Origin of the sequence: Heyndrickxia camelliae (genome assembly GCF_002844575.1) — a bacterium.
Lineage (GTDB): Bacteria > Bacillota > Bacilli > Bacillales > Bacillaceae_C > Margalitia > Margalitia camelliae.
Genome location: NZ_PIQO01000006.1, coordinates 47,972 through 70,831, shown reverse-complemented (window position 1 = coordinate 70,831; position 22,860 = coordinate 47,972). Strand labels below are relative to the sequence as shown.

The window sequence follows — 22,860 nt, the reverse complement described above, 5'->3', positions numbered from 1 at the left end:
ACATGTCCTCTGTAGCATTTCATACATTAGGTTGTAAAGTAAACCACTATGAAACAGAAGCGATATGGCAATTATTTAAACATCAAGGATATGAACGCGTTGATTTTGAATCAACCGCTGATGTATATGTCATTAATACCTGTACGGTAACCAACACTGGTGATAAAAAAAGTCGTCAAGTGATTAGACGAGCTGTCAGAAAAAACCCTGATGCAGTTATCTGTGTAACAGGATGCTATGCTCAAACATCCCCAGCCGAAATAATGGCCATTCCGGGCGTTGATATTGTTGTTGGTACACAAGATAGAACCAAGATGCTCGAGTATATTGAACAATATAAAAATGAGCGTCAGCCAATTAATGGTGTTAAAAATATCATGAAGAACCGTGTTTATGAAGAATTGGATGTACCAGCCTTTACGGACCGTACTCGTGCGTCATTAAAAATTCAAGAGGGCTGTAATAATTTCTGTACCTTCTGTATTATCCCTTGGGCAAGAGGGTTAATGCGTTCAAGAGATCCGAAAGAGGTTGTTCGCCAAGCACAGCAATTAGTGGATGCAGGATATAAAGAAATTGTCTTAACAGGTATTCACACTGGCGGATACGGTCAAGATTTGAAGGACTATAATTTAGCGATGCTTCTACGTGATTTAGAAGAACAAGTTAAAGGATTAAAACGAATTCGAATTTCTTCCATTGAGGCAAGTCAATTAACTGATGAAGTTATTGATGTAATCGAAAAGTCCAATATCATTGTCAGACATATGCATATACCGTTACAATCCGGCTCAGACACTGTTTTAAAACGAATGAGACGTAAATATACAATGGCTCAGTTTGCAGAGAGACTGTTAAAATTAAAGAAGGCTTTGCCTGGTCTTGCTGTTACATCTGATGTTATTGTTGGTTTCCCGGGCGAAACGGAAGAAGAATTCATGGAAACTTATAATTTCATCAAAGATCATAAGTTTTCTGAACTTCACGTATTCCCTTATTCTAAACGTACTGGTACACCTGCAGCTAGGATGACGGATCAAATCGACGAAGAGATTAAGAATGAGCGGGTACATCGCTTGATTGCTCTTTCTGATCAATTAGCGAAAGAGTACTCCTCAACATTTGAGAATGAAGTATTAGAAGTAATTCCTGAGGAAAAATACAAGGAAGATCCAGATAGCGGATTATATGAAGGATATACCGACAATTACTTGAAAGTAGTATTTCCGGCAACAGAAGATATGGTCGGAAAGCTTGTTAGAGTGAAAATAACCAAAGCTGGGTATCCATATAATGAGGGACAATTTGTTCGTGTTTTAGAGGATACCACTTCAAAAGAAGAACTTAAGGCAATATAAAAAACTGCAGATTTCTGCAGTTTTTTTACAAAATGCTGATTAATTGGGCAAGCTTATAAAGAACGAATGATAAAAATAATGGTATAGTAAATGAATAGTTAGGAGGAGAGCTTGATGATAGATAATAATATTGCAAAAATGATAGATCATACATTATTAAAGGCAGATGCAACAAAAGAACAAATACATACCCTTTGTCTGGAAGCTAAAGAATATTCCTTCGCTTCAGTTTGTGTGAATCCTTCATGGGTTCCATATTGTGCTGATTTGCTTAAAGATACAGATGTAAAGGTTTGTACAGTAATTGGATTTCCGCTTGGAGCAAATACTCCTGAAACAAAAGCATTTGAAACTAGGAATGCCATTGAAAATGGTGCTAGTGAAGTAGATATGGTTATTAATATTGGCGCTTTAAAAAGCGGTAATGAGGAGTTAGTTGAGAAGGATATTAAATCAGTAATAGAAGCTGCAAAAGGGAAAGCTTTAACCAAGGTAATTATTGAAACATCTTTATTAACAGAGGATGAAAAAGTTCGTGCATGTAAAATTGCTGTTAAAGCTGGAGCGGATTTTGTAAAGACATCAACTGGTTTTTCAACAGGAGGAGCAACACCTGAAGATGTTGCCTTAATGCGAAAAACAGTAGGGCCTAAAATAGGTGTAAAGGCTTCAGGTGGGGTTAGAAGTGTAGACGATGCTGAGGCGATGATTCAAGCAGGAGCCAGTAGAATTGGAGCCAGCTCTGGTGTGAAAATTGTAAAAGGATTAGCAAGCGATGCAGAATATTAATAGAGAACGAGGCTTTATGCCTCGTTTTTTTTTTTCTGTCTAGCTTCAGTACCTATCGGCTAGTGGATTTCTCCATCTTCTCCCTACGATAAGTCAACATCGGTTGAAATTTAAGTGCTAATTTCACTTGCTCGTGAACAACCTCGCCTTGTTTCCTTTATCTCAGTCGATGACTACGAGGGTGAAATTACACTTCCAATTTTTCTCATCCGTACGCAGATGAGCAAAGCACTTGCGCTTTTCTTAATTCCATATTGTTTTTTTTCCATGAATCTTGATGATGAATTGACCGAATTTCGTAGCAACGGGTAAAACTAGAATGGAAGAGAGCAGATTAAAAATAACACTGGCATGAGCAAGCTGTGTTTCTGGATTGGAGGATAATTCTTGGCAGATTAACGATAGTTGACTTAAGAACGGCATGCATAGGAGCGCTCCACCAACATTTAGCCATATATGTGCATAAGCGGTCAATCTAGCCTCTTCCCCAGCTCCTACACTGGCTAGTAGTCCGGTAATGCATGTACCGATATTTGCTCCAAGCATAATGGCGATACCTGTTTCGAGTGAGAAAATGTGTGCACTTAAAAAGCTCATTGCAATGCCGGTCATAACCGTACTAGATTGGATACACGCTGTCATAATGATCCCAACAATAAAGGCATACAGGAAATGGTCGCTTAATAGCAACAGCAATTTTTGAGTGGCTGGTAATTGGGTAAAGGGAACAGCCAGCTGTTCAAAAGCTTGCATTGCTGCGAAAATGAGAGCGAAACCCACAAATACATAACCTAGACTTTTCCATCTTGTTTTTTGGAGAAAGAAGCAAATAAGTCCTAGCACCAAAAAAGGTATAACTAGAACAGATAAATTAAACGATAGAAATTCCAATGTAAAGGTTGTACCAATGTTAGTCCCTAAAATAATACCAATTGTTTGAGGAAATGCAAGTACCCTTGCCGCTACTAAACCTACCGTAATAACCATCACAGCGCCGCTGCTTTGCAAGATAGGGGTCATAATAATGCCAACAAGCATCCCTTTAACAGGAGTATTGGTTACTTTTTTTAACCATTGTTCCATCGCCTTGCCTGATAAATTGAAAAGCCCTACTCTAAGCCACGTAATCCCGAGAATGAAGATTCCAACCAGACAAATAAAAAGGATAAGATACAACATGGACAGGTCACCTCTAGATAATGATATGCAAGCATTGGTTAGAGATGATAATAAGTTATAAAGAATAGAAAACTTCCGTACTTCTCTCATAGTTTTATCGAAGAATGTTGACCTAATAGGAAGGTTATATTATAATTGCATGGTACATGGTTTATTTACATGCGTTAACATGTAACCGTAGTGTGTTCGGAGGGAGGGAAAGAGAGATGTCAAAAACAGTTGTTCGTAAAAACGAATCGCTTGAAGATGCTCTTCGCCGCTTCAAACGCTCAGTTTCTAAAACGGGAACTTTGCAAGAATATAGAAAGCGCGAATTTTATGAAAAACCAAGCGTAAGACGTAAGAAAAAGTCTGAGGCTGCTAGAAAACGTAAGTTCTAATAGAGGGTGAAAATATGGGTCTTCTCGAGCGTTTAAATGAAGATATGAAACAAGCTATGAAAAACAAAGAAAAAGAGAAACTCTCTGTCATTCGTATGCTTAAAGCTTCATTACAAAACGAAGCAATTAAGCTTAAAAAGGAAGTTTTAACCGAAGAAGAAGAGTTGACAATCCTTTCTCGCGAAGTAAAGCAACGTAAAGACTCCCTCCAGGAATTTAAACAGGCAGGTCGTGAAGACCTAGTTGAAAAAATTCAAACGGAATTGACTTTTGTGAATATATATATGCCAAAACAGCTAACAGACGAGGAGTTATCTTCTATTGTTGAAGAAACAATTCGTGAGGTAAATGCTACCTCAAAAGCTGATATAGGTAAAGTCATGAGTGCCATTATGCCTAAAGTAAAAGGGAAGGCAGATGGATCAGCCGTAAACAAAAAAGTACAGCAGCATTTGTCTTAATTGATAAAAAAGGTCGAGAAGGTAACTTTTCGACCTTTTTTATTTATAATCGAATAGTTACATGAAAATTTAATATTTCTGGTATTTTCATGAAACTTTCTGAGTAGCTATATCGTAAAATAGGTAAAATGGGGGTGATTACTTGAGAAAACAGTTTGCAGGGTTAATTGGTTTTATGATTTTTATGTTGTGTGTAAAGCTTCCTGTCCATGCTGCTATGAATCAGGAGATAACTGTCGCTCCCAGGAGTCCGATTGAAAGTTTTGCAGATTTTTTAACAAATCCAATTGTGGTTACTATATTATTATGTTTAGCAAGCTTAGGATTGGTTTTGGAATTGTATACTCCGAGATTTGGGCTTTATGGAATTGTCGGAATCATCGCGCTTGTTTTATTTTACTTTAGCCATATTGTCACAGGTGACGCTAATTTCAGTTCTCTTATTTTATTTGTCCTTGGGGTTGTTCTTATTATCGCAGAACTTTTTTTACCCGGGGCAATTGCAGGATTTCTAGGGGTTTTGGCCATTATTGGCTCCTTATTAATGGCTGGGGGAAACCTTCTACATACAGGAATTTCCATTATAATCGCCCTCCTTATTACAATTATTGCAATGATTATTATGATAAAGGTGTTTGGTAGAAGAATGAAACTATTTAAAAAAATTGTACTACAAGACTCTGTCAGTACGGAAAAAGGGTATGTTTCGAATAAAAGCCGAATCGATTTATTAGACAAAATAGGTAAAACTATTACTCCATTGAGACCCGCTGGAACCATTGATATTGAGGGAGAACGATTAGACGTGGTGACCGAAGGAGGATTTATTGCAGCGGGTGTTTATGTAAAGGTAATAAAGGTAGAGGGAGTCAGAATTATTGTAAGACTGCATCAAAATTAAAGAATTTAATGAAGGGGAGGAATTTAGATTGGTATTAGAAGCTGGAACAGTTTTATTAATTGTTGGAATCATTGCAGCTGTTATTATTATTGGTATTCTATTAACATTTGTTCCTGTAATGCTTTGGATTTCAGCACTTGCTGCAGGAGTAAAAATTGGAATTTTCACCTTAGTTGGAATGAGGCTGCGAAGAGTTATCCCAAGTAGAGTTATTAATCCGTTAATCAAAGCAAGAAAAGCGGGAATTGAGGTAAGTATTAATCAATTAGAAAGTCATTATCTTGCCGGAGGTAATGTAGATAGAGTGGTAAATGCATTAATTGCAGCACATCGAGCAAATATTGAATTGTCGTTTGAACGCTGTGCAGCTATTGATTTAGCGGGACGAAATGTATTAGAAGCAGTGCAAATGAGTGTTAATCCAAAGGTTATTGAAACACCGTTTATTGCTGGTGTTGCCATGAATGGAATTGAGGTTAAAGCAAAAGCGAGAATTACGGTCCGAGCAAATATTGAAAGACTAGTCGGAGGAGCAGGTGAAGAGACAGTTATTGCACGTGTAGGAGAAGGTATTGTCAGTACGATTGGATCCTCAGAAGATCATAAGAAGGTACTAGAAAATCCTGACCTAATTTCTCAAACTGTCTTGACGAAAGGTCTTGATGCAGGAACCGCTTTTGAAATTTTGTCCATTGATATTGCGGATGTGGATATTGGTAAGAATATTGGTGCAGAGTTGCAAACAGAACAAGCGGAAGCGGATAAAAAAATCGCCCAGGCAAAAGCGGAAGAACGCAGAGCGATGGCGGTAGCCTCAGAACAAGAAATGAAGGCCAAGGTTCAAGAAATGAGAGCGAAGGTAGTGGAAGCGGAAGCAGAGGTTCCATTAGCAATGGCGGAAGCATTGAAATCAGGAAATATTGGCGTAATGGACTATATGAACTTTAAAAATATAGAATCAGATACAGATATGAGAGGATCTATAGGAAAAATGACGGGAGAAAAGAAAGATCCGAATAAGCCGGAATAAGACATCGCAGGAAGGAGGTTTTTCCTTTGGAAGCGATTTTGCTAGCAATAATCATTGGTATTATTGGAGCTCTTGCAAATAAGAAAAAACTTGAAAAACCTAAAAGCGGAAAACCTGTTCCAAATCCAAAGTCACTCTTTGGAGAAATGCAAAAAAACATGGAAGAAAATACAAAAAAGTTTTCTCCTCAGACGCCATCTCAGACGGCAAAAAAGAATAAAAGTAATGATAATGTCTATCGAGATGAAGAATTGGAGGCGCAAATTGAGGCCGACCGTTTAAAGATTCAAGAGGAGTATTATCAAAAGAAACTTGAACAAATAAATAAACAAGTCAGCAATATTGAAAAAAGGGAGAACCTGTCACTTTTAAATAATGGTGATGATTTGGTACGAGGAATCATTTTATCCGAAATATTAGGTCCTCCTCGCGCCAAAAAACCATATAGGAGAAAGTAAAAAAATCCGTGCCGTTGTATGATGGTACGGATTTTTTTTATTAATACAAAAATAGGTGCTGAATCCTTACTTTTATTCATAAATATGATATGAAAGGGGGGTTCTTTTCTATGGCAAAAAAATGGAGCCGACTTTTGCAAAATCTGATGACCAACACGATGCAGCTTCCGCAAGATGTCATGATGGACCTGCCGCGTATTACCATGATTGGCCAAATACACATTTACATAGAAAATCACCGCGGACTTCTTACCTTCTCGGATCGGGAGGTAAGGCTGCTTCTCAAACAAGGTCAATTGTTAATAAAGGGAAAATCGTTTGTTATTAAAACCATTTTACCAGAAGAAATATTGTTGGAAGGAAAAATAGATGCAGTCAGTTATTTGAATGAATAGGAGTGACAGGGCTTGAAAAATCATTGGATTACATTTCTAGGTGGGACAATTCATGTGAAAGTGGAGGGGAGAGGGGTAGAGCGGTTCATTAATCAGCTCACCCGTACCCGTCTATTGATATGGAATGTGAAAAGACAGGGAACGGATGCTATTACCTTTTATATTCGACTTCAGGATCTTCATAAGCTGCGGCATCAAGCAAGGAAGTTTGATTGTCGTATATCTTTTTTAAGTGGACAAGGTATGCCGTTTCTCTGGAAGCGCACTTTGAAAAATGCAGGTTTTTTAACAGGATTAATATTATTTTTTATAGTTATTACATTGCTGTCCAATGTTGTATGGGGAATCCAGATAAAAGGCGCCAGTCCGCAGACAGAGCACCAAATCAAAAAAGAATTAAATAAAATGGGTATTCAAGTTGGAAAATTACAATTTAATATGGATAGCCTAGAATCAATCCAACATGAGTTGACGAATAAAGTTCCGAACATAACATGGGTCGGTGTGGATTTACATGGGACAACCTTCCAATTACACGTGGTAGAAAAAAACACGCCTAAACAAAAGAAGTCTTTGAGTCCTAGACATTTGGTTGCAAATCAAAAGGCTATTATCGTAGATATGTTTGTAGAGGCCGGGATTCCAATGGTAAAAATCAATCAATTTGTTAATAAAGGAGAATTATTGGTGTCTGGCCTGGTTGGCAGAGAGGAAGATCAAAAACCAATAGCCGCTATTGGAAAAGTATACGGGAAGACATGGTATAAAACTGATGTTGAGCTGCCTTTACAATCAGATTTTCAAGTATTTACCGGTCATGAACAAAAAAAATATTCTTTAAAAATCGGATCTTTCAGTATTCCTTTTTGGGGATTTGGCAAGATAAAGTATAAAGAATATGAAACAGAAAAGAATGTACATCCGATAAAATTTTTGAAATGGACACTCCCGATTGAATATGTGCACAAAACAGTACGTGAAAGGCAACTAGTTCAAAGAGATTATACAAAAGCACAAGCTGTGAATGCAGCAAAAGAACTTGCTGTAAATGATTTGAAAACAAAAATTCCAAATGATGCAAAAATAGTGGATGAATATGTTTTGCATGAACAAGTGGAGAATGGTAAAGTAAAATTATCGATGTATTTCCAAGTTATAGAAGACATAGCAGAGGCAAAACCAATTGTTCAAGGAGACTGAGAATGTCAATAGAAATTATTACAGCCAAGATACAATTACAAAATCCAAATGAAGCGATTTCTTTATTTGGAATATCAGACAACCATTTAAAACTACTGGAAGAATCTTTTAAAGTATCCATCATTACAAGGGGTGAATCCGTTCATATATCTGGTAATACAGAGGATGTAGAGCGGGTTAATAAAATATTAGAACGTCTATTATTAATTATTAGAAAAGGAATCAATATAGGTTCCAGGGATGTTCTATATGCTATAAAAATGGAAAACCAAGGAACATTGGAATTTTTTGAAGAAATTTATGATGAAGAAATAACCAAAAATGCCCGTGGCAAGTCAATACGTGTTAAAACATTAGGACAAAAGCAGTATATTACTGCAATTAAAAAGCATGATTTAGTATTCGGTATTGGGCCAGCGGGAACAGGAAAAACTTACTTAGCAGTTGTAATGGCTGTTCACGCATTGAAAAATGGAATGGTGAAAAAGATAATATTAACCAGACCAGCTGTAGAAGCAGGAGAAAGCCTAGGTTTTTTACCGGGTGACTTAAAAGAAAAAGTAGACCCTTATTTACGGCCATTATATGATGCATTGCATGATATATTGGGAAGTGAACATACAGCTCGGCTAATAGAGAGGGAGACGATTGAAATTGCTCCCCTTGCGTATATGAGAGGTAGGACATTAGATGATGCCTTTGTTATCTTAGATGAAGCGCAAAATACGACACATGCACAAATGAAAATGTTTTTAACCCGCTTGGGATTTAATTCTAAAATGGTTATAACTGGGGACAGAACTCAGGTTGATTTGCCAAAAGGTGCGCAATCAGGTCTGATAGAAGCGGAAAAAATATTAAAAGATATTCCAAAGATTTCATTTGTGTATCTGGAACAAAGTGACATTGTCCGTCATCCACTAGTTGCAAAGATAATTGATGCTTATAATCAGTATTCTTCTTAAGGTGTCGATTGCTTTTGCAAAACAAGAAGTACATTTCCGTTATTAGGTCAATACTACCTAAAAACCTGAACATCCTGTTGTTCAGGTTTTTTTATAAAATGAAGTGCATTTCTGTACAAAAACTGATATGATTTTACATAATTAGGGAAGAACATAACTCTCAATTTCTAAAAGTAATTTTTATATTATAACTGTTTGCTTCGAAGAACGTTTAGGTTATTTGAAGGTGGTGTGAGAGGTACGTGAACATTCAAGATTATGTTGGAAAAATACGAACTCTATTAAGCTACAGAGTATTTACCATTATAACGTTACTTATTTTGTCGGTTTTGATTTATGGAGTACTTTATTATAATGTGAAGCCTCAGACCTATAATATGGAGCTATTTTCCATTGCTGATAAAACAGTTCGTTCTCCGAAAACGGTTGAAGACGAAGCGAAAACTAATGAGGAACGCCAAAAAGCTGCAGAAGAAGTAGGTAAGGTTTATACCTTTAAAAAAGAAACCGTACAAAACAGAGTATCCCTAATTAACTCGATCTTTGACTTTGTGAATGATGTAAATTATGAACCTGGCGTACAAGAAAAATCCAAGGATAAGCCAGAAAAAAAATCCGATACAGAGAAGTTACACATATTAAAATCCGACTTATCGAAAAATGTAAATGAGGATGTAACGAAAAAGATACCTGATGATATATTCTATACTTTACTAAAAACCAATCATTATGATCTAGAACAGGCGAGAAATATTGTCATTGAACAAGTAGAAACCTTAATGAGTGAAAAAATAAGAGATGATCAAGTATCTCAAGCAAGGTTGCGAATAGCAGATAAAATTAATCAGTCCAATTTAAATAGAGACTTGCGTGAAGCTGCTGTAGAATTAGGTAAATATGCGATTGTACCGAACGATATTTATGATCGGCAACTTACTGAAGCGAGACAGAAACAGGCAATGGAAAATGTGGAACCAGTAAAAATATTACAAGGACAAATTATTGTTCAAGAAGGACATCTTATTGACAGGGATATATATCATCAGTTGCAGATACTTGGTTTATTGAAAAGTAATCCAACAGTAAAGCCTTTTTACGGGCTTGCTTTGTTTGTCATATTAATGATTGCACCTATTTATCTTTATATACATAGTACATCGTACCCAGAAGATAAAAAACAACTATATTTAATACTTGTGAGTTTTATTTTTGTTATATCCCTTTTGTTAATGAGAATTGTGGGATATATTGATAATGCAGATTTACCTAATTTAGGCTATATTTATCCAGCTGCCCTGGCGCCAATGTTAATTCGAATCATGTTAAATGAACGCTTTGCTTTTATTGTCACGATTTTATTAGCTGCATGTGGATCTATTATCTTTAGGGATGAGCTTGCCGGAACGATCAATATTGAAATTGCTGTTTATATTCTGTTTAGTGGTACTGCCGGGATATTATTTTTAACTAATCGAAACAGGCGCTCCAATATTTTACAAGCAGGTTTATTTGTATCGCTTATTAACTTGATGATGATATTTGCCTTAATACTATTAGGAAATGGGCAGTATTCGAACATTGAATACATATATTTTGTGGTATTTGCTCTTGTCTCCGGTTTGTTGTCCGCTATATTTACAATCGGACTTGTTCCATTTTTTGAGGCTGGGTTTGGAATATTATCAACGATTAAATTAATTGAACTTTCCAATCCGAACCACCCGTTATTAAAGAAAATTTTAACAGAGGCACCGGGAACATATCATCATAGTGTTATGGTTGCAAACTTAGCAGAGGCAGCATGTGAAGCTGTAGGAGCAAATGGTTTGCTAGCAAGGGTTGGATGCTATTATCATGATATTGGGAAAACAAAGCGTCCGCAGTTTTTCATAGAAAACCAAATAAATATGGAGAATCCGCACAATCACTTATCTCCAGAAGTAAGTAGAGATATCATTATTGCCCATGCAGTGGACGGAGGTAAAATGCTGCGAAAGCATAAGTTTCCAAAAGAAATTATTGATATCGCTGAACAGCATCATGGTACAACATTGCTTAAATACTTTTATGTCAAGGCTAAGGAAGAAAATCCGGATATCGATAAAGAATCTTTTCGCTATCCCGGACCAAAGCCGCAAACGAAGGAAATTGCTATTATTAGCATTGCAGATAGTGTGGAAGCCGCGGTTCGATCCATGTCACACCCATCGCCTGATCAAATTAAAGAGCTAATTCATAACATTGTTCAGGAGCGGTTGCAGGATGGCCAGCTAAATGAATGTGACATTACTCTAAAGGAACTTGAAGTAATAAAGAAAACATTTTGTGAAACATTAAACGGTATATTTCACTCCCGAATTGAGTATCCGAATAACAAAAGCATTAGCGGCTGATTCATCGTCATCCCTTTGTTATTTACAATAAAATTGAATATTTAGAGGTGGATATTATGTCTTTATCCATGGATTTTATGGATGAAACAAATGAATTAAAAAAAGAAGATTTTGATTTAGTGGAAAGTCTTTTGAACTTTGCAGGAAATAAATTAGAGATTGAAAATGGAAGTGAAGTTTCGGTTACGTTTGTATCAAACGAGAAAATTCGAGAAATAAATAGAGAATACCGGGATAAGGACCAGCCCACTGATGTTATTTCTTTTGCGATGGAAGAGTTAGGGGAAGGTGAAATAGAAATCAATGGATCCGAAATGCCAAGGGTACTTGGAGATATTATTATCTCCGTTTCGAAAGCACATGAACAGGCCGATGACTACGGACATGCTTTTTCGCGTGAATTAGGATTTTTGGCCCTTCATGGATTTTTGCATCTGCTGGGATATGATCATATGACACCAGAAGATGAGAAAGAAATGTTTGGACTACAAAAGGAAATATTAGATGAATATGGACTTAAAAGATAAACAAAAGACTCCTCTGCACAAAACATTTTCTTTTGCAATTTGTGGTATTATCCATGGATTTAAAGCGGAAAAAAATTTTAAAATACATGCTGCTGCAGCTATAATGGCAATCTCTATTAGTTTTCTGTTGCGAATTTCATTAATGGAATGGTTATTTGTAATTTTGTCCATTTTTGGGGTAGTTAGTTTAGAATTGGTAAATTCTGCAATTGAAAGGGTAGTGGATTTGGCAGCACCTGGATATCATCCTTTAGCGAAACAAGCAAAGGATTTGGCAGCAGGAGCGGTTTTAGTCTATTCAATCATGTCTGTTATCATTGCATGTGTTATTTTTATTCCTAAATTTGCACATTTAATAATAAATTTCATATAGTAATGATAACAAGTGATCGTAACAGTTTTTACCATTGTAGAATTTGAATCCAACATTTATTTGAGTTAAAATAAGTTTATCCAGCAATTTAGTGGATAAACTTTTTTAGTCAGATTTTTTAATAATTTCAAGCAAATTAAAAATATTCTGTGATTATTGACAATTTTGTGGTAAAATAAGTTTTGAAGGGGAAGAAATATGAACGTAGATCATTTAATTGAGGAAGCGAAACAAGCGAGGGAAAAAGCATATGTACCATACTCTAAATTCGCAGTAGGTGCTGCATTGCTTACAACAGACGGAAAGGTTTACCAAGGCTGTAACATTGAAAATGCTGCATACACTGTTGGCAATTGTGCTGAACGTACAGCTCTTTTTAAGGCTTATTCAGAAGGAGACACTTCCTTTGCCGCATTAGTCGTTACGGCAGATACTAACCGTCCTGTACCCCCTTGTGGAGCTTGTCGTCAAGTAATATCTGAGCTTTGTCCGAAAGATATGAAAATCATCCTTACAAATTTAAAGGGCGATTCAAAAGAATTGACAGTGGAAGAGCTATTGCCTGGTGCTTTTTCTCCGGAGGACTTACATGAGTAATAAACAATTCGAAGATAAGGAATATAAATCAGGCTTTATCTCCATTATTGGACGTCCTAATGTTGGGAAATCAACTTATCTGAATAGAGTAATTGGGCAAAAGATTGCCATTATGAGTGATAAGCCGCAAACAACTAGAAACAAGGTTCAGGGAGTTTACACGACAAACGAAGCTCAGATGATTTTTATCGATACTCCAGGTATTCATAAACCGAAACATAAACTAGGCGATTTTATGATGAAGGTTGCAACCAATACATTAAAAGAAGTTGATTTAATATTATTTATGATTAATGCGGCGGAAGGACTAGGACGTGGTGATGAATTTATCATTGATAAATTAAAGGGAGTCAAGACGCCAGTATTTCTTGTAATTAATAAAATCGACCAAATACATCCGGATGAATTATTATCTATTATTGAGCAGTATAAGAGTCTCTTTGATTTTAAAGAGATTATTCCAATTTCGGCATTACAAGGCAATAATACCGAAAAATTATTAGAAGAAATTCAAAAGTATCTCCCTGTTGGCCCTCAATATTATCCTGCGGACCAGATAACAGACCATCCAGAACGGTTTATTGTTTCTGAATTAATTAGAGAAAAGGTTTTACACTTAACTCGAGAAGAAGTACCACATTCTATTGCGGTTGTAATCGATAAAATGGAGAAAAAATCTGAATCTGATGTTGTTCATGTGATGGCAACTATTATCGTGGAACGATCTTCTCAAAAAGGAATTATTATAGGTAAACAGGGGAGTATGCTGAAAGAAGTGGGGAAAAGAGCCCGTGTTGATATTGAACACTTATTAGGTTCTAAGGTATTTCTTGAACTATGGGTAAAGGTTCAAAAAGATTGGAGAAATAAAATCAATCAATTGCGGGATTTTGGTTTTAGGGAAGATGAATATTAAGGTTAGCCTTAAGTTGTGTTTTAGTGATGAAATGAATTATACATCAAACTTTGTTAGCAATTTTTACGTCACATGATTTCAGGAAGTCTTGGTGAAGCTATAATTATTAAAGCTTTATTAAAGATTTCATGAGTTTTCACAACATGAAAGGCGGGGTTTATATGCTAGAGTTTACATGGAAAGTTTTTGCTGAAACTGGTAGTATTGATACCTATTTGCTTTTTAAGGAACTGGAAAAAGAAGGACAAGATGAACCAATGAAAACAGAGCATGAAATCACAGGAATTGATTTTAATCCAATTTCCTGAGAAAGTTTCTGTTATCACCTGAATGAAGCAAATAAAGATTGCTTTGGAAGGTGGATATGATGCTTCAAAAATGTGAAGGTATTGTAATTAGAACACATGATTATGGTGAATCGAATAAAATTGTCAATGTATATACACGTGAGTTTGGGAAACTTGGGATGATGGCAAGGGGGGCAAAGAAGACCAACAGCCGTCTCTCAGCTGTTTCCCAACTTTTTACGTATGGATACTTTCTTGTGCAAACAGGAAATGGTCTTGGGACACTTCAGCAAGGAGAAATGATTTCCTCCATGAGGTCTATCCGAGAAGATATATTCCAAACCGCATATGCATCGTATATAGTTGATCTTTTGGATAAAAGTGTCGAAGAAAAGCAACGAAATCCTTTTTTGTTTGAATTATTATACCAAACATTAAATTATATTAACGAAGATGTTGATTTAGATATCATTACCAATATATTTGAGATGAAAATGTTAAATGTTTTAGGGTTATACCCAATTATGGATCAGTGTGCGGTTTGCGGCAGTAAAAATGGTACATTTGCTTTTTCTATTCGGGAAAATGGTCTCATTTGTCATCGGTGTTTTGAAAAGGATCCATATCTTTTGCCTATTTCACAGAGCAGCATTCGACTTTTACGTCTTTTTTATTATATTGACATTCAAAGACTGGGTTCGATTTCCGTTAAGCCAGAAACAAAAAGGGAACTTCGGACAACCATTACCATGTATTATGATGAATATTCAGGTCTGCACCTAAAATCAAAAAAATTCCTGGATCAAATAGAAAAATTCAAAGATATTTTTTGATAATGAATAAAGGCTCTTCCTTTCATAAAGGAAATAGAGTCTTTATTTATGTTCTGTATTTCTTGCAAATTTTTTCTTATAATTTAAAATTAGTATATAATAATTATATAAAAGTATAACACATCTGAAATCTCTTTGAATGGGGGTGTAAACGATAGAACTTAATAAAAGGCAACAACAAATATTGCAAATTGTAAAGGATAATGGCCCTATTACAGGTGAGCATATAGCAGATCGGTTAAAACTAACTCGAGCAACTTTAAGGCCAGATTTAGCAATTCTAACGATGGCTGGTTATTTAGATGCGCGCCCGCGAGTAGGTTATTTTTATACCGGGAAGACTGGAGCACAGCTCCTAACGGAAAATCTAAATAAAATTTATGTTCGAGAGTATCAATCTATGCCTGTAGTGGTTAATGAAAGTATTTCTGTTTACGATGCGATCGTTACGGTATTTTTAGAAGATGTAGGTACTTTATATGTAGTAGACGAACACTCTCATTTGGTTGGTGTGCTTTCGCGAAAAGATTTGCTGAGAGCTAGTATAGGAAAACAAGAACTTTCCGCATTACCGGTGAATATTATTATGACACGAATGCCAAACATTACATACTGTGAAAAGGACGATTTGCTAATTGAAGTAGCTAAAAAGCTAATCGATAAACAAATTGATTCTATGCCGGTTGTGAAAAGTACAGATCAAGGCCTAGAAGTTACAGGGAGAATTACGAAAACGAATATTACCAAAGCATTTGTAGCTCTCGTAGAAGGAGAATTATAGGAAGGCAGCTTTCGCTTTATTTTGTTATAGTTGAATCATTAAAAATTGTTGAATCGAAAGCTTTATAAATTTAAAAGGAGTTTGGTGAAATAGATGATAAAACCAATCATTTATATTATTTCTGATTCGGTTGGGGAAACGGCGGAATTAGTTACCAAGGCTGCCATAAGTCAATTTAACGGAAAAGATGCAGAAATAAAAAGATATCCTTATGTGGAGGATTTCCAGCATATTGATGAAGTAATATCACTTGCTAAATTGAATCATGGAATCATTGTATATACTTTGGTAAAGCCAGAGATGAGGCAATATATAAAATTACATTCTGAGCAGAATCAAATATACACCATTGATATCATTGGCCCGTTATTAGATAAACTCGAAGATTTGTATGGAAAAAAGCCATTATGTGAACCAGGGCTAGTTCGTAAATTAGACGAACAGTATTTTAAAAAAGTAGAAGCTATAGAATTTGCTGTTAAATACGATGATGGTCGTGACCCAAGAGGTATCCTTCGGGCCGATATCGTATTAATTGGTGTTTCGCGAACATCAAAAACACCGCTATCTCAATATCTGGCACATAAAAGATATAAAGTTGCCAATGTCCCCTTAGTACCGGAAGTGGACCCTCCGGAAGAATTATTTCAAGTTTCTCCTGAGAAATGTATTGGTTTAAAGATTAGCCCGGAGAAATTAAATCATATTCGAAAAGAACGGTTGTTAACTTTAGGGCTTAATGATCAAGCAAGCTATGCCAATATTGAACGCATTAAATCAGAAATTGAATATTTCGATCAAATAGCAAATAAAATTGGTTGTAAGGTTATAGATGTTACCAATAAGGCAGTAGAGGAAACAGCTAACATTATTATCAACCATATTCACGGTACGGAATAACACATGATCTGTATGGATGATGTGTTTTTTCATTTTTTTATCAGCATCAACATAAAAATATATGGTCAAATGCATAAAAATATACTATAATAAAAAATTGTGATAAAAATGTAATTAAAATAGGTTTAGAGTCACGAAATAAGGAATAAACTAACTATTGGGATATGTCAAGATTATTTTCTTGAAATTGTTCGACAAGGTCCGTAAATTCTAAAAAATGATTGGGTAAAGAAAGAAGGATTCTGTGGAGTGATGTAGAATAGTTACTAGTAATGAGGAAAGTAAACTTTCCGACTTAACGATGCTGAGGAAAAATGTTAAAAGTATCGATGATCTCTAAACCAATTGTATTCAGTTTCTGCACTTGTGCGAATTTTGTCGAAAAATGCAAAAAAATAAAAATATAGGCAATTGGGGATGTTTTCGTGACGGGAATAATTCCTGAGGAAAAGATTAATGAAATTCGTCAATCCGTAGACATAGTAGATGTGATTGGTGAATATGTTCATTTGAAAAAGCAAGGGAGAAATTACTTCGGTTTATGTCCTTTTCATGGAGAGAATACTCCATCTTTTTCCGTCTCATCCGATAAACAAATATTTCATTGTTTTGGATGTGGAGCCGGTGGTAACGTTATTACATTTATAATGGATATTGACGGGATTGGTTTCCAAGAGGCGGTTTTCAAACTAGCTCAAAAGGCAAATATTGAACTAAATATTGACCCGGAATTGAAACAGCATTCAACATCCCAGTATTCTAATGATCATCAGAAAATGTTAGAAGCACATGCGCTGTTGCAAAAATTTTACCATCATTTATTAGTAAATACAAAAGAGGGTCAAGAAGCTTTTGAATATCTTATTCAAAGAGGTTTTACAAGGGAAAGTATGGAGAAATTTCAAATTGGTTATTCCTTACCAAGTTGGGATTTCACTGTAAAGCTGTTTCAAAAAAGAGGTTTTCCATTATCTTTAATGGAAAAAGCCGGTTTAATTATTAAAAGAGAAAGTGATGATTCTTATTTTGATCGCTTTCGAAACAGGATAATGTTTCCTATTTTAAATTCCAAAGGTCAAACTATTGCATTTTCTGGCAGAGTTTTAGATCAAAAGGATCAGCCTAAGTATTTAAATAGCCCTGAAACTGAATTATTTAATAAGAGCTCCGTTCTATATAATTTGCATCATGCCAGGAGTCATATAAAGAAACAGCAGCAAGCTATTTTATTTGAGGGATTTGCTGATTGCATTTCGGCGGACCGGGCTGAAGTTTTTAATGGGATAGCCACTATGGGAACTGCATTAACAGAGCAGCATGTTCAGCAAATACGAAGATTAACGGATAATATTATCATTTGTTACGATTCTGATTCTGCTGGAACGGAGGCTGCATATAAAGCTGGCCAAATGCTTGCTCAACAACATTTTAATATTCGAATTGCAAGAATGCCGGACGGCTTAGACCCTGATGACTACATTAGACAGAACAGTGCGGAAAAATTCCGCCAAGATGTAATAGGGGCGAGCATGACATTTATGGCTTTTAAGATGCAATACCATCGCATTGGAAAAAAGCTTCAAAATGAAGGAGAAAAGCTCAAGTATATAGAAATAATAATAAGTGAAATTTCTAAGCTTGAAAATGCAGTTGAAAGAGATCACTATTTACGTCAGTTGGCGGATGAATTTCAAATTTCAATGGATGCTTTAAAACAACAGCAGCGTCAAACATTTTATGCAAATAAGAAAAAAAACTCATTCATTCCACAAAGCACTAATCATAAAGTATTAATAAAACCAGAAAAAAAGTTATTTCCTGCTCATCAAACTGCAGAAAGGCGACTTATTAGTCATATGTTAAGAGATGTGGAAATAGCATATAAGGTCAGAGATTTATTAGCTAATCATACCTTTAATATAGATGAGCATCAGGCAATCCTAACATACTTACTCGGCTTTTATGAGGAAGGTAATGAACCAGACACTAGTTCGTTTTTGCTTTATTTGCCAGATGAACAGCTGCGAAGAGTTGTAGCAGATATAGAAATGATGCCACTAAATAATGATGTATCTAATCAAGAAATTGAAGATTATATAAATCAAGTGTTGAAACATCAAAAGATGTTAAAAATAAATGAAAAAGAAAAAGAACAAAAAAAAGCCGAGTTGGAAAATGATTTGCAAAAGGCACTATCCATCGCAAAAGAAATAATACAACTCCGCAAGTCATTATGATAATATAAGGGATCATTTTAAATTAGATAATCCATTATATTCGTTTTGTTTAAATAGTTGGAAGGAGGGGAACAAATGGCTGAAAAATCAGCTCGTTCCAAAGAATTAGAACCTGAATTGACTCTTGATCAAGCAAAAGAACAATTAATTGAACGCGGTAAAAAACGCGGATTTTTAACATATGAAATAATATCGGGAAAACTTAGCCATTTTGAATTGGATTCCGAACACATGGATGAATTTTATGAAACTTTAGGTGAGCAAGGAATTGAGATTCTTGAAGACAATGATGATGATGACGAGGAATCTCCTGATATCCATGAACTCGAAAAAGACGATGAGGACGAATTCGATTTAAATGATTTAAGTGTCCCTCCAGGTGTTAAAATTAATGACCCAGTTAGAATGTATTTAAAAGAGATTGGGCGTGTTGATCTCCTTTCTGCTGATGAAGAAATTGAACTTGCAAAACGAATAGAGCAAGGCGATGAAGAAGCGAAAAGACGATTAGCAGAAGCAAACTTGCGCCTTGTTGTAAGTATTGCAAAACGATATGTCGGCCGCGGGATGCTTTTCTTGGATTTAATTCAAGAAGGTAACATGGGACTAATTAAAGCGGTAGAAAAATTTGACTACGATAAAGGTTTTAAATTTAGTACTTATGCAACTTGGTGGATACGACAAGCTATTACTCGAGCTATTGCGGATCAAGCTAGGACCATTCGTATTCCAGTTCATATGGTGGAAACGATCAATAAGCTCATTCGTGTGCAACGCCAATTACTTCAAGATTTAGGTCGTGAACCATCACCAGAAGAAATTGCAGAGGAAATGGATTTAACTCCTGAAAAGGTCCGTGAAATTTTAAAAATTGCTCAAGAGCCGGTTTCGTTAGAAACACCAATAGGTGAGGAAGATGATTCCCATTTAGGTGATTTCATTGAAGACCAGGATGCTACTTCACCATCTGAACATGCCGCCTATGAATTGTTGAAAGAACAATTGGAAGACGTTCTAGATACCTTAACAGATCGTGAGGAAAATGTCCTTCGTTTACGATTTGGCTTGGACGATGGCAGAACAAGAACATTAGAAGAAGTTGGAAAAGTATTTGGAGTTACGCGTGAGCGTATTCGCCAAATAGAAGCAAAAGCACTTAGAAAGCTTCGTCATCCCAGCCGCAGCAAAAGGTTAAAAGATTTTCTTGAATAATATTTTAAAGTTAGTTTACCTTTCACGGGTAAACTAATTTTTTTTGTAAAAAAATTAATTTTAAACAGGAATTTTGCCTATCTTTATCGAATCATAGAATTACAGGATGTGTTGCAAATGAATTCTTCTAGAAAAGAGATCATTATTAATGAAATTACCTATTGGAAGCAACATCATATGCTTCCTGAACATTATTGCGATTTTTTACTTGCTTTGTATACAGAAGGGGAAACAGAAGCAAGTGAAAAAAGTTATGATAAACATTTAGTAAAGAATAGTTTAATTATTTTTCTAGCACTAGCTGCATTAGGTTTATCAGTATTTGTCATTTATTTTACTGAATTCAATTTTGTTTTGCAAACGATGATTTTGACAAGTTTTGTCGTTTTATTGCTATTATTCGGAATTTATTATTCTAAAAAAAAATATTGGTATACATTTTTTTATATTGGTACTGCTATTGAACTACTCTTACTCTCTGTTTTTTTTAATGATAAATTATTTCACAATGGTGCGGAATCATTGTGCATAATGATAATTATCAATTGCCTTCTTTGGATTTTGACAGGCTGGAAATTAAAACTGTACTATTTTATCCTATCTGGAATAATAGGAATTATTGTTCTAATAATTTATATTTCAGTATAATAATCAAATAATGAAAAACTTTTTAAAGTTGAGAATATTCATCTACCTCTATTATAATATTAAATGTAAGCGGATTCAAGATTCGAGGGGGATGGATATGAACTTTGAACTTACGGAAGAACAAAAGATGATTCAGCGCACCATTCGTGAATTTTCTGATACAGAGGTTGCGCCTGGAGCCTTAGAACGTGATCGGAATAAACAGTTTCCGATTGATGTTTTTAAGAAATTAAGTGAACTAGGAATGATGGGGCTTCCTTTCCCTGAGGAATATGGTGGAGCAGGTGCCGATACAATAAGTTTTGCCATTGTCGTAGAAGAATTAAGTCGTGCGTGCGGGTCCACAGGTATTACATATTCTGCACATATTTCTCTTGGAGGTGCACCGATTCATTTGTTTGGAACAAAGGCACAAAAGGAAAAATATTTGACTCCCATATGTACTGGCGAATCCTTTGGGGCCTTTGGTCTAACGGAGCCGAACGCTGGTTCAGATGCAGGAGGGACAAAAACAACGGCGAGAGAAGAAGGCAATAATTTTGTTATCAATGGTAATAAATGCTTCATTACTAATGCCAGTTATGCAAAGCATTTAGCGCTTACAGCAATAACAGGTGAATCTAATAATCGTAAGGAAATAAGTGCAATCATTGTTCCAACTGATGCACCAGGGTTCAAGATTATTGATAACTATGAAAAGCTTGGATTGCATGCTTCTAATACAACGGAATTAGTATTGGAAGATGTTCGAGTCCCTCAGGAAAATCTGTTAGGTGAACGCGGTAAAGGATTTAAACAGTTTCTTGTTACCTTAGATGGTGGAAGAATCGGTATCGGGGCAATGGCTGTAGGTATTGCACAGGCCGCGTTTGAAAAAGCTTTAGCGTATTCAAAGGAAAGACAGCAGTTCGGACGTTCTTTGTCTGAATTTCAGGTTACTCAATTTAAAATTGCGGATATGGCGATGAAAATTGAGTTAGCTAGAAATATGGTCTATAAGGCAGCATGGTTAAAAGATCAAGGAAAACCGTTTACTAAGGAAGCTGCAATGTGTAAATTGTATGCTTCTGAAATTTGTATGGAAATTACGAATCAAGCTGTTCAAATTCATGGCGGAAACGGCTATATGAAGGATTATCATGTCGAAAGATTTATGAGAGATGCAAAATTACTAGAGATCGGTGAAGGTACATCAGAGGTTCAGCGCATGGTCATTTCTAGAGAAGTTGGATGTTAGTATCGGTTTCGCAGACATTTGGATTTAGAATACAACTCTAGCTAACATTAGTGACAAAGCATCTTTCAATAAGGGGCTATTTCTAGCTAATAAAAGGAAATGGTATGTTCATATACAAAATCACAAAAGTTTAAGAAAAGTGTCTTATGAAAATAAAAAAAATGAACAAACTAAATATGAAAGCAGAAAACTTCATCTTTTTATGGATGAAGTTTTTGTCTAAATTCCGAAAATATAATAAATCTTTCTAATAGGGGTTTTCCTTCATTTGTTTTTCGAGTAAAATAAAGTTGTTTGTACCAATTTGTACTTTTTTGTTTTCTTACATAAGGGAGGTTATTTTGTGAAACGTAATCCTGCTATACCTTACATTTTTATTATGTTACTAGGAATTGCACTTGTATTTTTTCTCTCTGTCAAGGGGCTTGGTGATGCAAAAGAGATTGCCAAAGATAATAAAAAGGGAGATGCGAAGACAGAAGCTCCAGCGGGTCAAACAGGAGGTAAATTTGATCCGGAAGGGTTTGCAAAACAAACTTGTGTTGCCTGCCATGGTAACAATTTAGAAGGAAATGCCGGTCCTAATTTACACGGAATTGGTAAAAAGATCTCAAAAGATGAAATAAAAAATGTATTGAAAAATGGTAAAGGAGCGATGCCAGCAGGTATGGTTCCAGCTGAAAATATTGATGCTATGGCTGATTGGGTCGCAAATCTAAAATAATTTGTATAAAAAAAGTTCCTCGCATATGTGCGAAGAACTTTTTTTTCATTCAGATTAAGTCTAAAATAGAGAAAGTAAA

Annotated in this window: 25 protein-coding genes; 24 read left to right on the top strand and 1 reads right to left on the bottom strand. The window is 35.5% G+C overall.

Going from position 1 to position 22,860, the window contains the following annotated elements; translation table 11 throughout:
- The first annotated feature begins 2 nt into the window (after positions 1–2).
- Positions 3–1,358, top strand: a complete 1,356-nt coding sequence (gene mtaB, locus CWO92_RS10170) for a tRNA (N(6)-L-threonylcarbamoyladenosine(37)-C(2))-methylthiotransferase MtaB (RefSeq protein ID WP_101354097.1) — start codon at positions 3–5, stop codon at positions 1,356–1,358.
- Positions 1,359–1,475: 117 nt separating this feature from the next.
- On the top strand, positions 1,476–2,147 hold the full coding sequence (gene deoC, locus CWO92_RS10165; protein WP_101354220.1) for a deoxyribose-phosphate aldolase: 672 nt from the start codon (positions 1,476–1,478) through the stop codon (positions 2,145–2,147).
- Positions 2,148–2,390: 243 nt separating this feature from the next.
- On the opposite strand, the gene CWO92_RS10160 is transcribed toward deoC, so the two are convergent.
- The gene (locus CWO92_RS10160) at positions 2,391–3,326 is read right to left on the bottom strand and encodes a Na/Pi symporter (protein WP_101354096.1); all 936 of its coding nucleotides are present in this window, start codon (positions 3,324–3,326) and stop codon (positions 2,391–2,393) included.
- A 206-nt stretch (positions 3,327–3,532) separates the two neighbouring features.
- Here CWO92_RS10160 and rpsU point away from each other — a divergent pair, with 206 nt between their 5' ends.
- The 22 genes from rpsU (at position 3,533) to cccA (ending at position 22,781) form a co-directional block, all read left to right on the top strand.
- On the top strand, positions 3,533–3,706 hold the full coding sequence (gene rpsU / locus CWO92_RS10155) for a 30S ribosomal protein S21 (protein ID WP_055739232.1): 174 nt from the start codon (positions 3,533–3,535) through the stop codon (positions 3,704–3,706).
- A gap of 14 nt (positions 3,707–3,720) precedes the next feature.
- Entirely contained in the window at positions 3,721–4,167 is a 447-nt protein-coding gene (locus CWO92_RS10150; protein ID WP_101354095.1) for a GatB/YqeY domain-containing protein, read from the top strand.
- A 142-nt stretch (positions 4,168–4,309) separates the two neighbouring features.
- Positions 4,310–5,068 (top strand): NfeD family protein, encoded by a 759-nt coding sequence (locus CWO92_RS10145; protein ID WP_101354094.1) that lies wholly within the window; start codon positions 4,310–4,312, stop codon positions 5,066–5,068.
- 28 nt (positions 5,069–5,096) lie between these two features.
- The gene (gene floA, locus CWO92_RS10140; RefSeq protein ID WP_101354093.1) at positions 5,097–6,098 is read left to right on the top strand and encodes a flotillin-like protein FloA; all 1,002 of its coding nucleotides are present in this window, start codon (positions 5,097–5,099) and stop codon (positions 6,096–6,098) included.
- 26 nt (positions 6,099–6,124) lie between these two features.
- Complete coding sequence (locus tag CWO92_RS10135; RefSeq protein ID WP_101354092.1) at positions 6,125–6,556, top strand: YqfB family membrane protein; 432 nt, start codon at positions 6,125–6,127, stop codon at positions 6,554–6,556.
- A 110-nt stretch (positions 6,557–6,666) separates the two neighbouring features.
- Complete coding sequence (gene yqfC / locus CWO92_RS10130) at positions 6,667–6,951, top strand: sporulation protein YqfC (protein ID WP_101354091.1); 285 nt, start codon at positions 6,667–6,669, stop codon at positions 6,949–6,951.
- Positions 6,952–6,963: 12 nt separating this feature from the next.
- The gene (gene yqfD / locus CWO92_RS10125) at positions 6,964–8,151 is read left to right on the top strand and encodes a sporulation protein YqfD (protein WP_101354090.1); all 1,188 of its coding nucleotides are present in this window, start codon (positions 6,964–6,966) and stop codon (positions 8,149–8,151) included.
- Positions 8,152–8,153: 2 nt separating this feature from the next.
- Complete coding sequence (locus CWO92_RS10120) at positions 8,154–9,116, top strand: PhoH family protein (protein WP_101354089.1); 963 nt, start codon at positions 8,154–8,156, stop codon at positions 9,114–9,116.
- A gap of 242 nt (positions 9,117–9,358) precedes the next feature.
- Complete coding sequence (locus CWO92_RS10115) at positions 9,359–11,509, top strand: HD family phosphohydrolase (protein WP_101354088.1); 2,151 nt, start codon at positions 9,359–9,361, stop codon at positions 11,507–11,509.
- A gap of 56 nt (positions 11,510–11,565) precedes the next feature.
- Positions 11,566–12,036, top strand: a complete 471-nt coding sequence (gene ybeY, locus CWO92_RS10110; protein WP_101354087.1) for an rRNA maturation RNase YbeY — start codon at positions 11,566–11,568, stop codon at positions 12,034–12,036.
- Entirely contained in the window at positions 12,014–12,409 is a 396-nt protein-coding gene (locus CWO92_RS10105) for a diacylglycerol kinase family protein (protein WP_101354086.1), read from the top strand. Before ybeY ends, CWO92_RS10105 begins: the two co-directional genes overlap by 23 nt.
- Positions 12,410–12,607: 198 nt before the next feature.
- Complete coding sequence (locus CWO92_RS10100; RefSeq protein ID WP_101354085.1) at positions 12,608–13,006, top strand: cytidine deaminase; 399 nt, start codon at positions 12,608–12,610, stop codon at positions 13,004–13,006.
- Complete coding sequence (gene era, locus CWO92_RS10095) at positions 12,999–13,922, top strand: GTPase Era (protein ID WP_101354084.1); 924 nt, start codon at positions 12,999–13,001, stop codon at positions 13,920–13,922. Before CWO92_RS10100 ends, era begins: the two co-directional genes overlap by 8 nt.
- Before the next feature lie 161 nt (positions 13,923–14,083).
- Entirely contained in the window at positions 14,084–14,230 is a 147-nt protein-coding gene (locus CWO92_RS10090; protein WP_101354219.1) for a YqzL family protein, read from the top strand.
- 59 nt (positions 14,231–14,289) lie between these two features.
- Positions 14,290–15,042 carry a DNA repair protein RecO gene (recO, locus tag CWO92_RS10085; protein ID WP_101354083.1) on the top strand — a complete coding sequence of 251 codons (753 nt, stop codon included), beginning with the start codon at positions 14,290–14,292 and terminating at the stop codon, positions 15,040–15,042.
- A gap of 154 nt (positions 15,043–15,196) precedes the next feature.
- Positions 15,197–15,823: a transcriptional regulator CcpN gene (gene ccpN / locus CWO92_RS10080; protein WP_101354082.1), complete on the top strand. Its 627-nt coding sequence runs from the start codon at positions 15,197–15,199 to the stop codon at positions 15,821–15,823.
- A gap of 93 nt (positions 15,824–15,916) precedes the next feature.
- Positions 15,917–16,723, top strand: a complete 807-nt coding sequence (locus tag CWO92_RS10075; protein WP_101354081.1) for a pyruvate, water dikinase regulatory protein — start codon at positions 15,917–15,919, stop codon at positions 16,721–16,723.
- Positions 16,724–17,148: 425 nt separating this feature from the next.
- Complete coding sequence (gene dnaG, locus CWO92_RS10070) at positions 17,149–18,960, top strand: DNA primase (protein WP_101354080.1); 1,812 nt, start codon at positions 17,149–17,151, stop codon at positions 18,958–18,960.
- A gap of 75 nt (positions 18,961–19,035) precedes the next feature.
- Positions 19,036–20,172 (top strand): RNA polymerase sigma factor RpoD, encoded by a 1,137-nt coding sequence (gene rpoD / locus CWO92_RS10065; protein WP_101354079.1) that lies wholly within the window; start codon positions 19,036–19,038, stop codon positions 20,170–20,172.
- Between the two features lie 117 nt (positions 20,173–20,289).
- Complete coding sequence (locus CWO92_RS10060; protein ID WP_101354078.1) at positions 20,290–20,820, top strand: hypothetical protein; 531 nt, start codon at positions 20,290–20,292, stop codon at positions 20,818–20,820.
- Between the two features lie 97 nt (positions 20,821–20,917).
- Entirely contained in the window at positions 20,918–22,057 is a 1,140-nt protein-coding gene (locus tag CWO92_RS10055; RefSeq protein ID WP_101354077.1) for an acyl-CoA dehydrogenase, read from the top strand.
- A 343-nt stretch (positions 22,058–22,400) separates the two neighbouring features.
- Positions 22,401–22,781 (top strand): cytochrome c550, encoded by a 381-nt coding sequence (gene cccA / locus CWO92_RS10050; protein WP_101354076.1) that lies wholly within the window; start codon positions 22,401–22,403, stop codon positions 22,779–22,781.
- The last annotated feature ends 79 nt before the right edge of the window (positions 22,782–22,860 follow it).

What these genes read in the sequence shown, in the direction of transcription:
- CWO92_RS10100 (WP_101354085.1), top strand. Translation starts at nt 12,608, where the DNA reads ATGAACGTAGATCATTTAATTGAGGAAGCGAAACAAGCGAGGGAAAAA.
- mtaB (WP_101354097.1), top strand. Translation starts at nt 3, where the DNA reads ATGTCCTCTGTAGCATTTCATACATTAGGTTGTAAAGTAAACCACTAT.
- CWO92_RS10160 (WP_101354096.1), bottom strand. Translation starts at nt 3,326, where the DNA reads ATGTTGTATCTTATCCTTTTTATTTGTCTGGTTGGAATCTTCATTCTC.
- CWO92_RS10105 (WP_101354086.1), top strand. Translation starts at nt 12,014, where the DNA reads ATGAATATGGACTTAAAAGATAAACAAAAGACTCCTCTGCACAAAACA.
- recO (WP_101354083.1), top strand. Translation starts at nt 14,290, where the DNA reads ATGCTTCAAAAATGTGAAGGTATTGTAATTAGAACACATGATTATGGT.
- CWO92_RS10150 (WP_101354095.1), top strand. Translation starts at nt 3,721, where the DNA reads ATGGGTCTTCTCGAGCGTTTAAATGAAGATATGAAACAAGCTATGAAA.
- rpoD (WP_101354079.1), top strand. Translation starts at nt 19,036, where the DNA reads ATGGCTGAAAAATCAGCTCGTTCCAAAGAATTAGAACCTGAATTGACT.
- CWO92_RS10060 (WP_101354078.1), top strand. Translation starts at nt 20,290, where the DNA reads ATGAATTCTTCTAGAAAAGAGATCATTATTAATGAAATTACCTATTGG.
- era (WP_101354084.1), top strand. Translation starts at nt 12,999, where the DNA reads ATGAGTAATAAACAATTCGAAGATAAGGAATATAAATCAGGCTTTATC.
- CWO92_RS10120 (WP_101354089.1), top strand. Translation starts at nt 8,154, where the DNA reads ATGTCAATAGAAATTATTACAGCCAAGATACAATTACAAAATCCAAAT.
- yqfC (WP_101354091.1), top strand. Translation starts at nt 6,667, where the DNA reads ATGGCAAAAAAATGGAGCCGACTTTTGCAAAATCTGATGACCAACACG.
- CWO92_RS10075 (WP_101354081.1), top strand. Translation starts at nt 15,917, where the DNA reads ATGATAAAACCAATCATTTATATTATTTCTGATTCGGTTGGGGAAACG.
- rpsU (WP_055739232.1), top strand. Translation starts at nt 3,533, where the DNA reads ATGTCAAAAACAGTTGTTCGTAAAAACGAATCGCTTGAAGATGCTCTT.
- ybeY (WP_101354087.1), top strand. Translation starts at nt 11,566, where the DNA reads ATGTCTTTATCCATGGATTTTATGGATGAAACAAATGAATTAAAAAAA.
- CWO92_RS10090 (WP_101354219.1), top strand. Translation starts at nt 14,084, where the DNA reads ATGCTAGAGTTTACATGGAAAGTTTTTGCTGAAACTGGTAGTATTGAT.
- CWO92_RS10055 (WP_101354077.1), top strand. Translation starts at nt 20,918, where the DNA reads ATGAACTTTGAACTTACGGAAGAACAAAAGATGATTCAGCGCACCATT.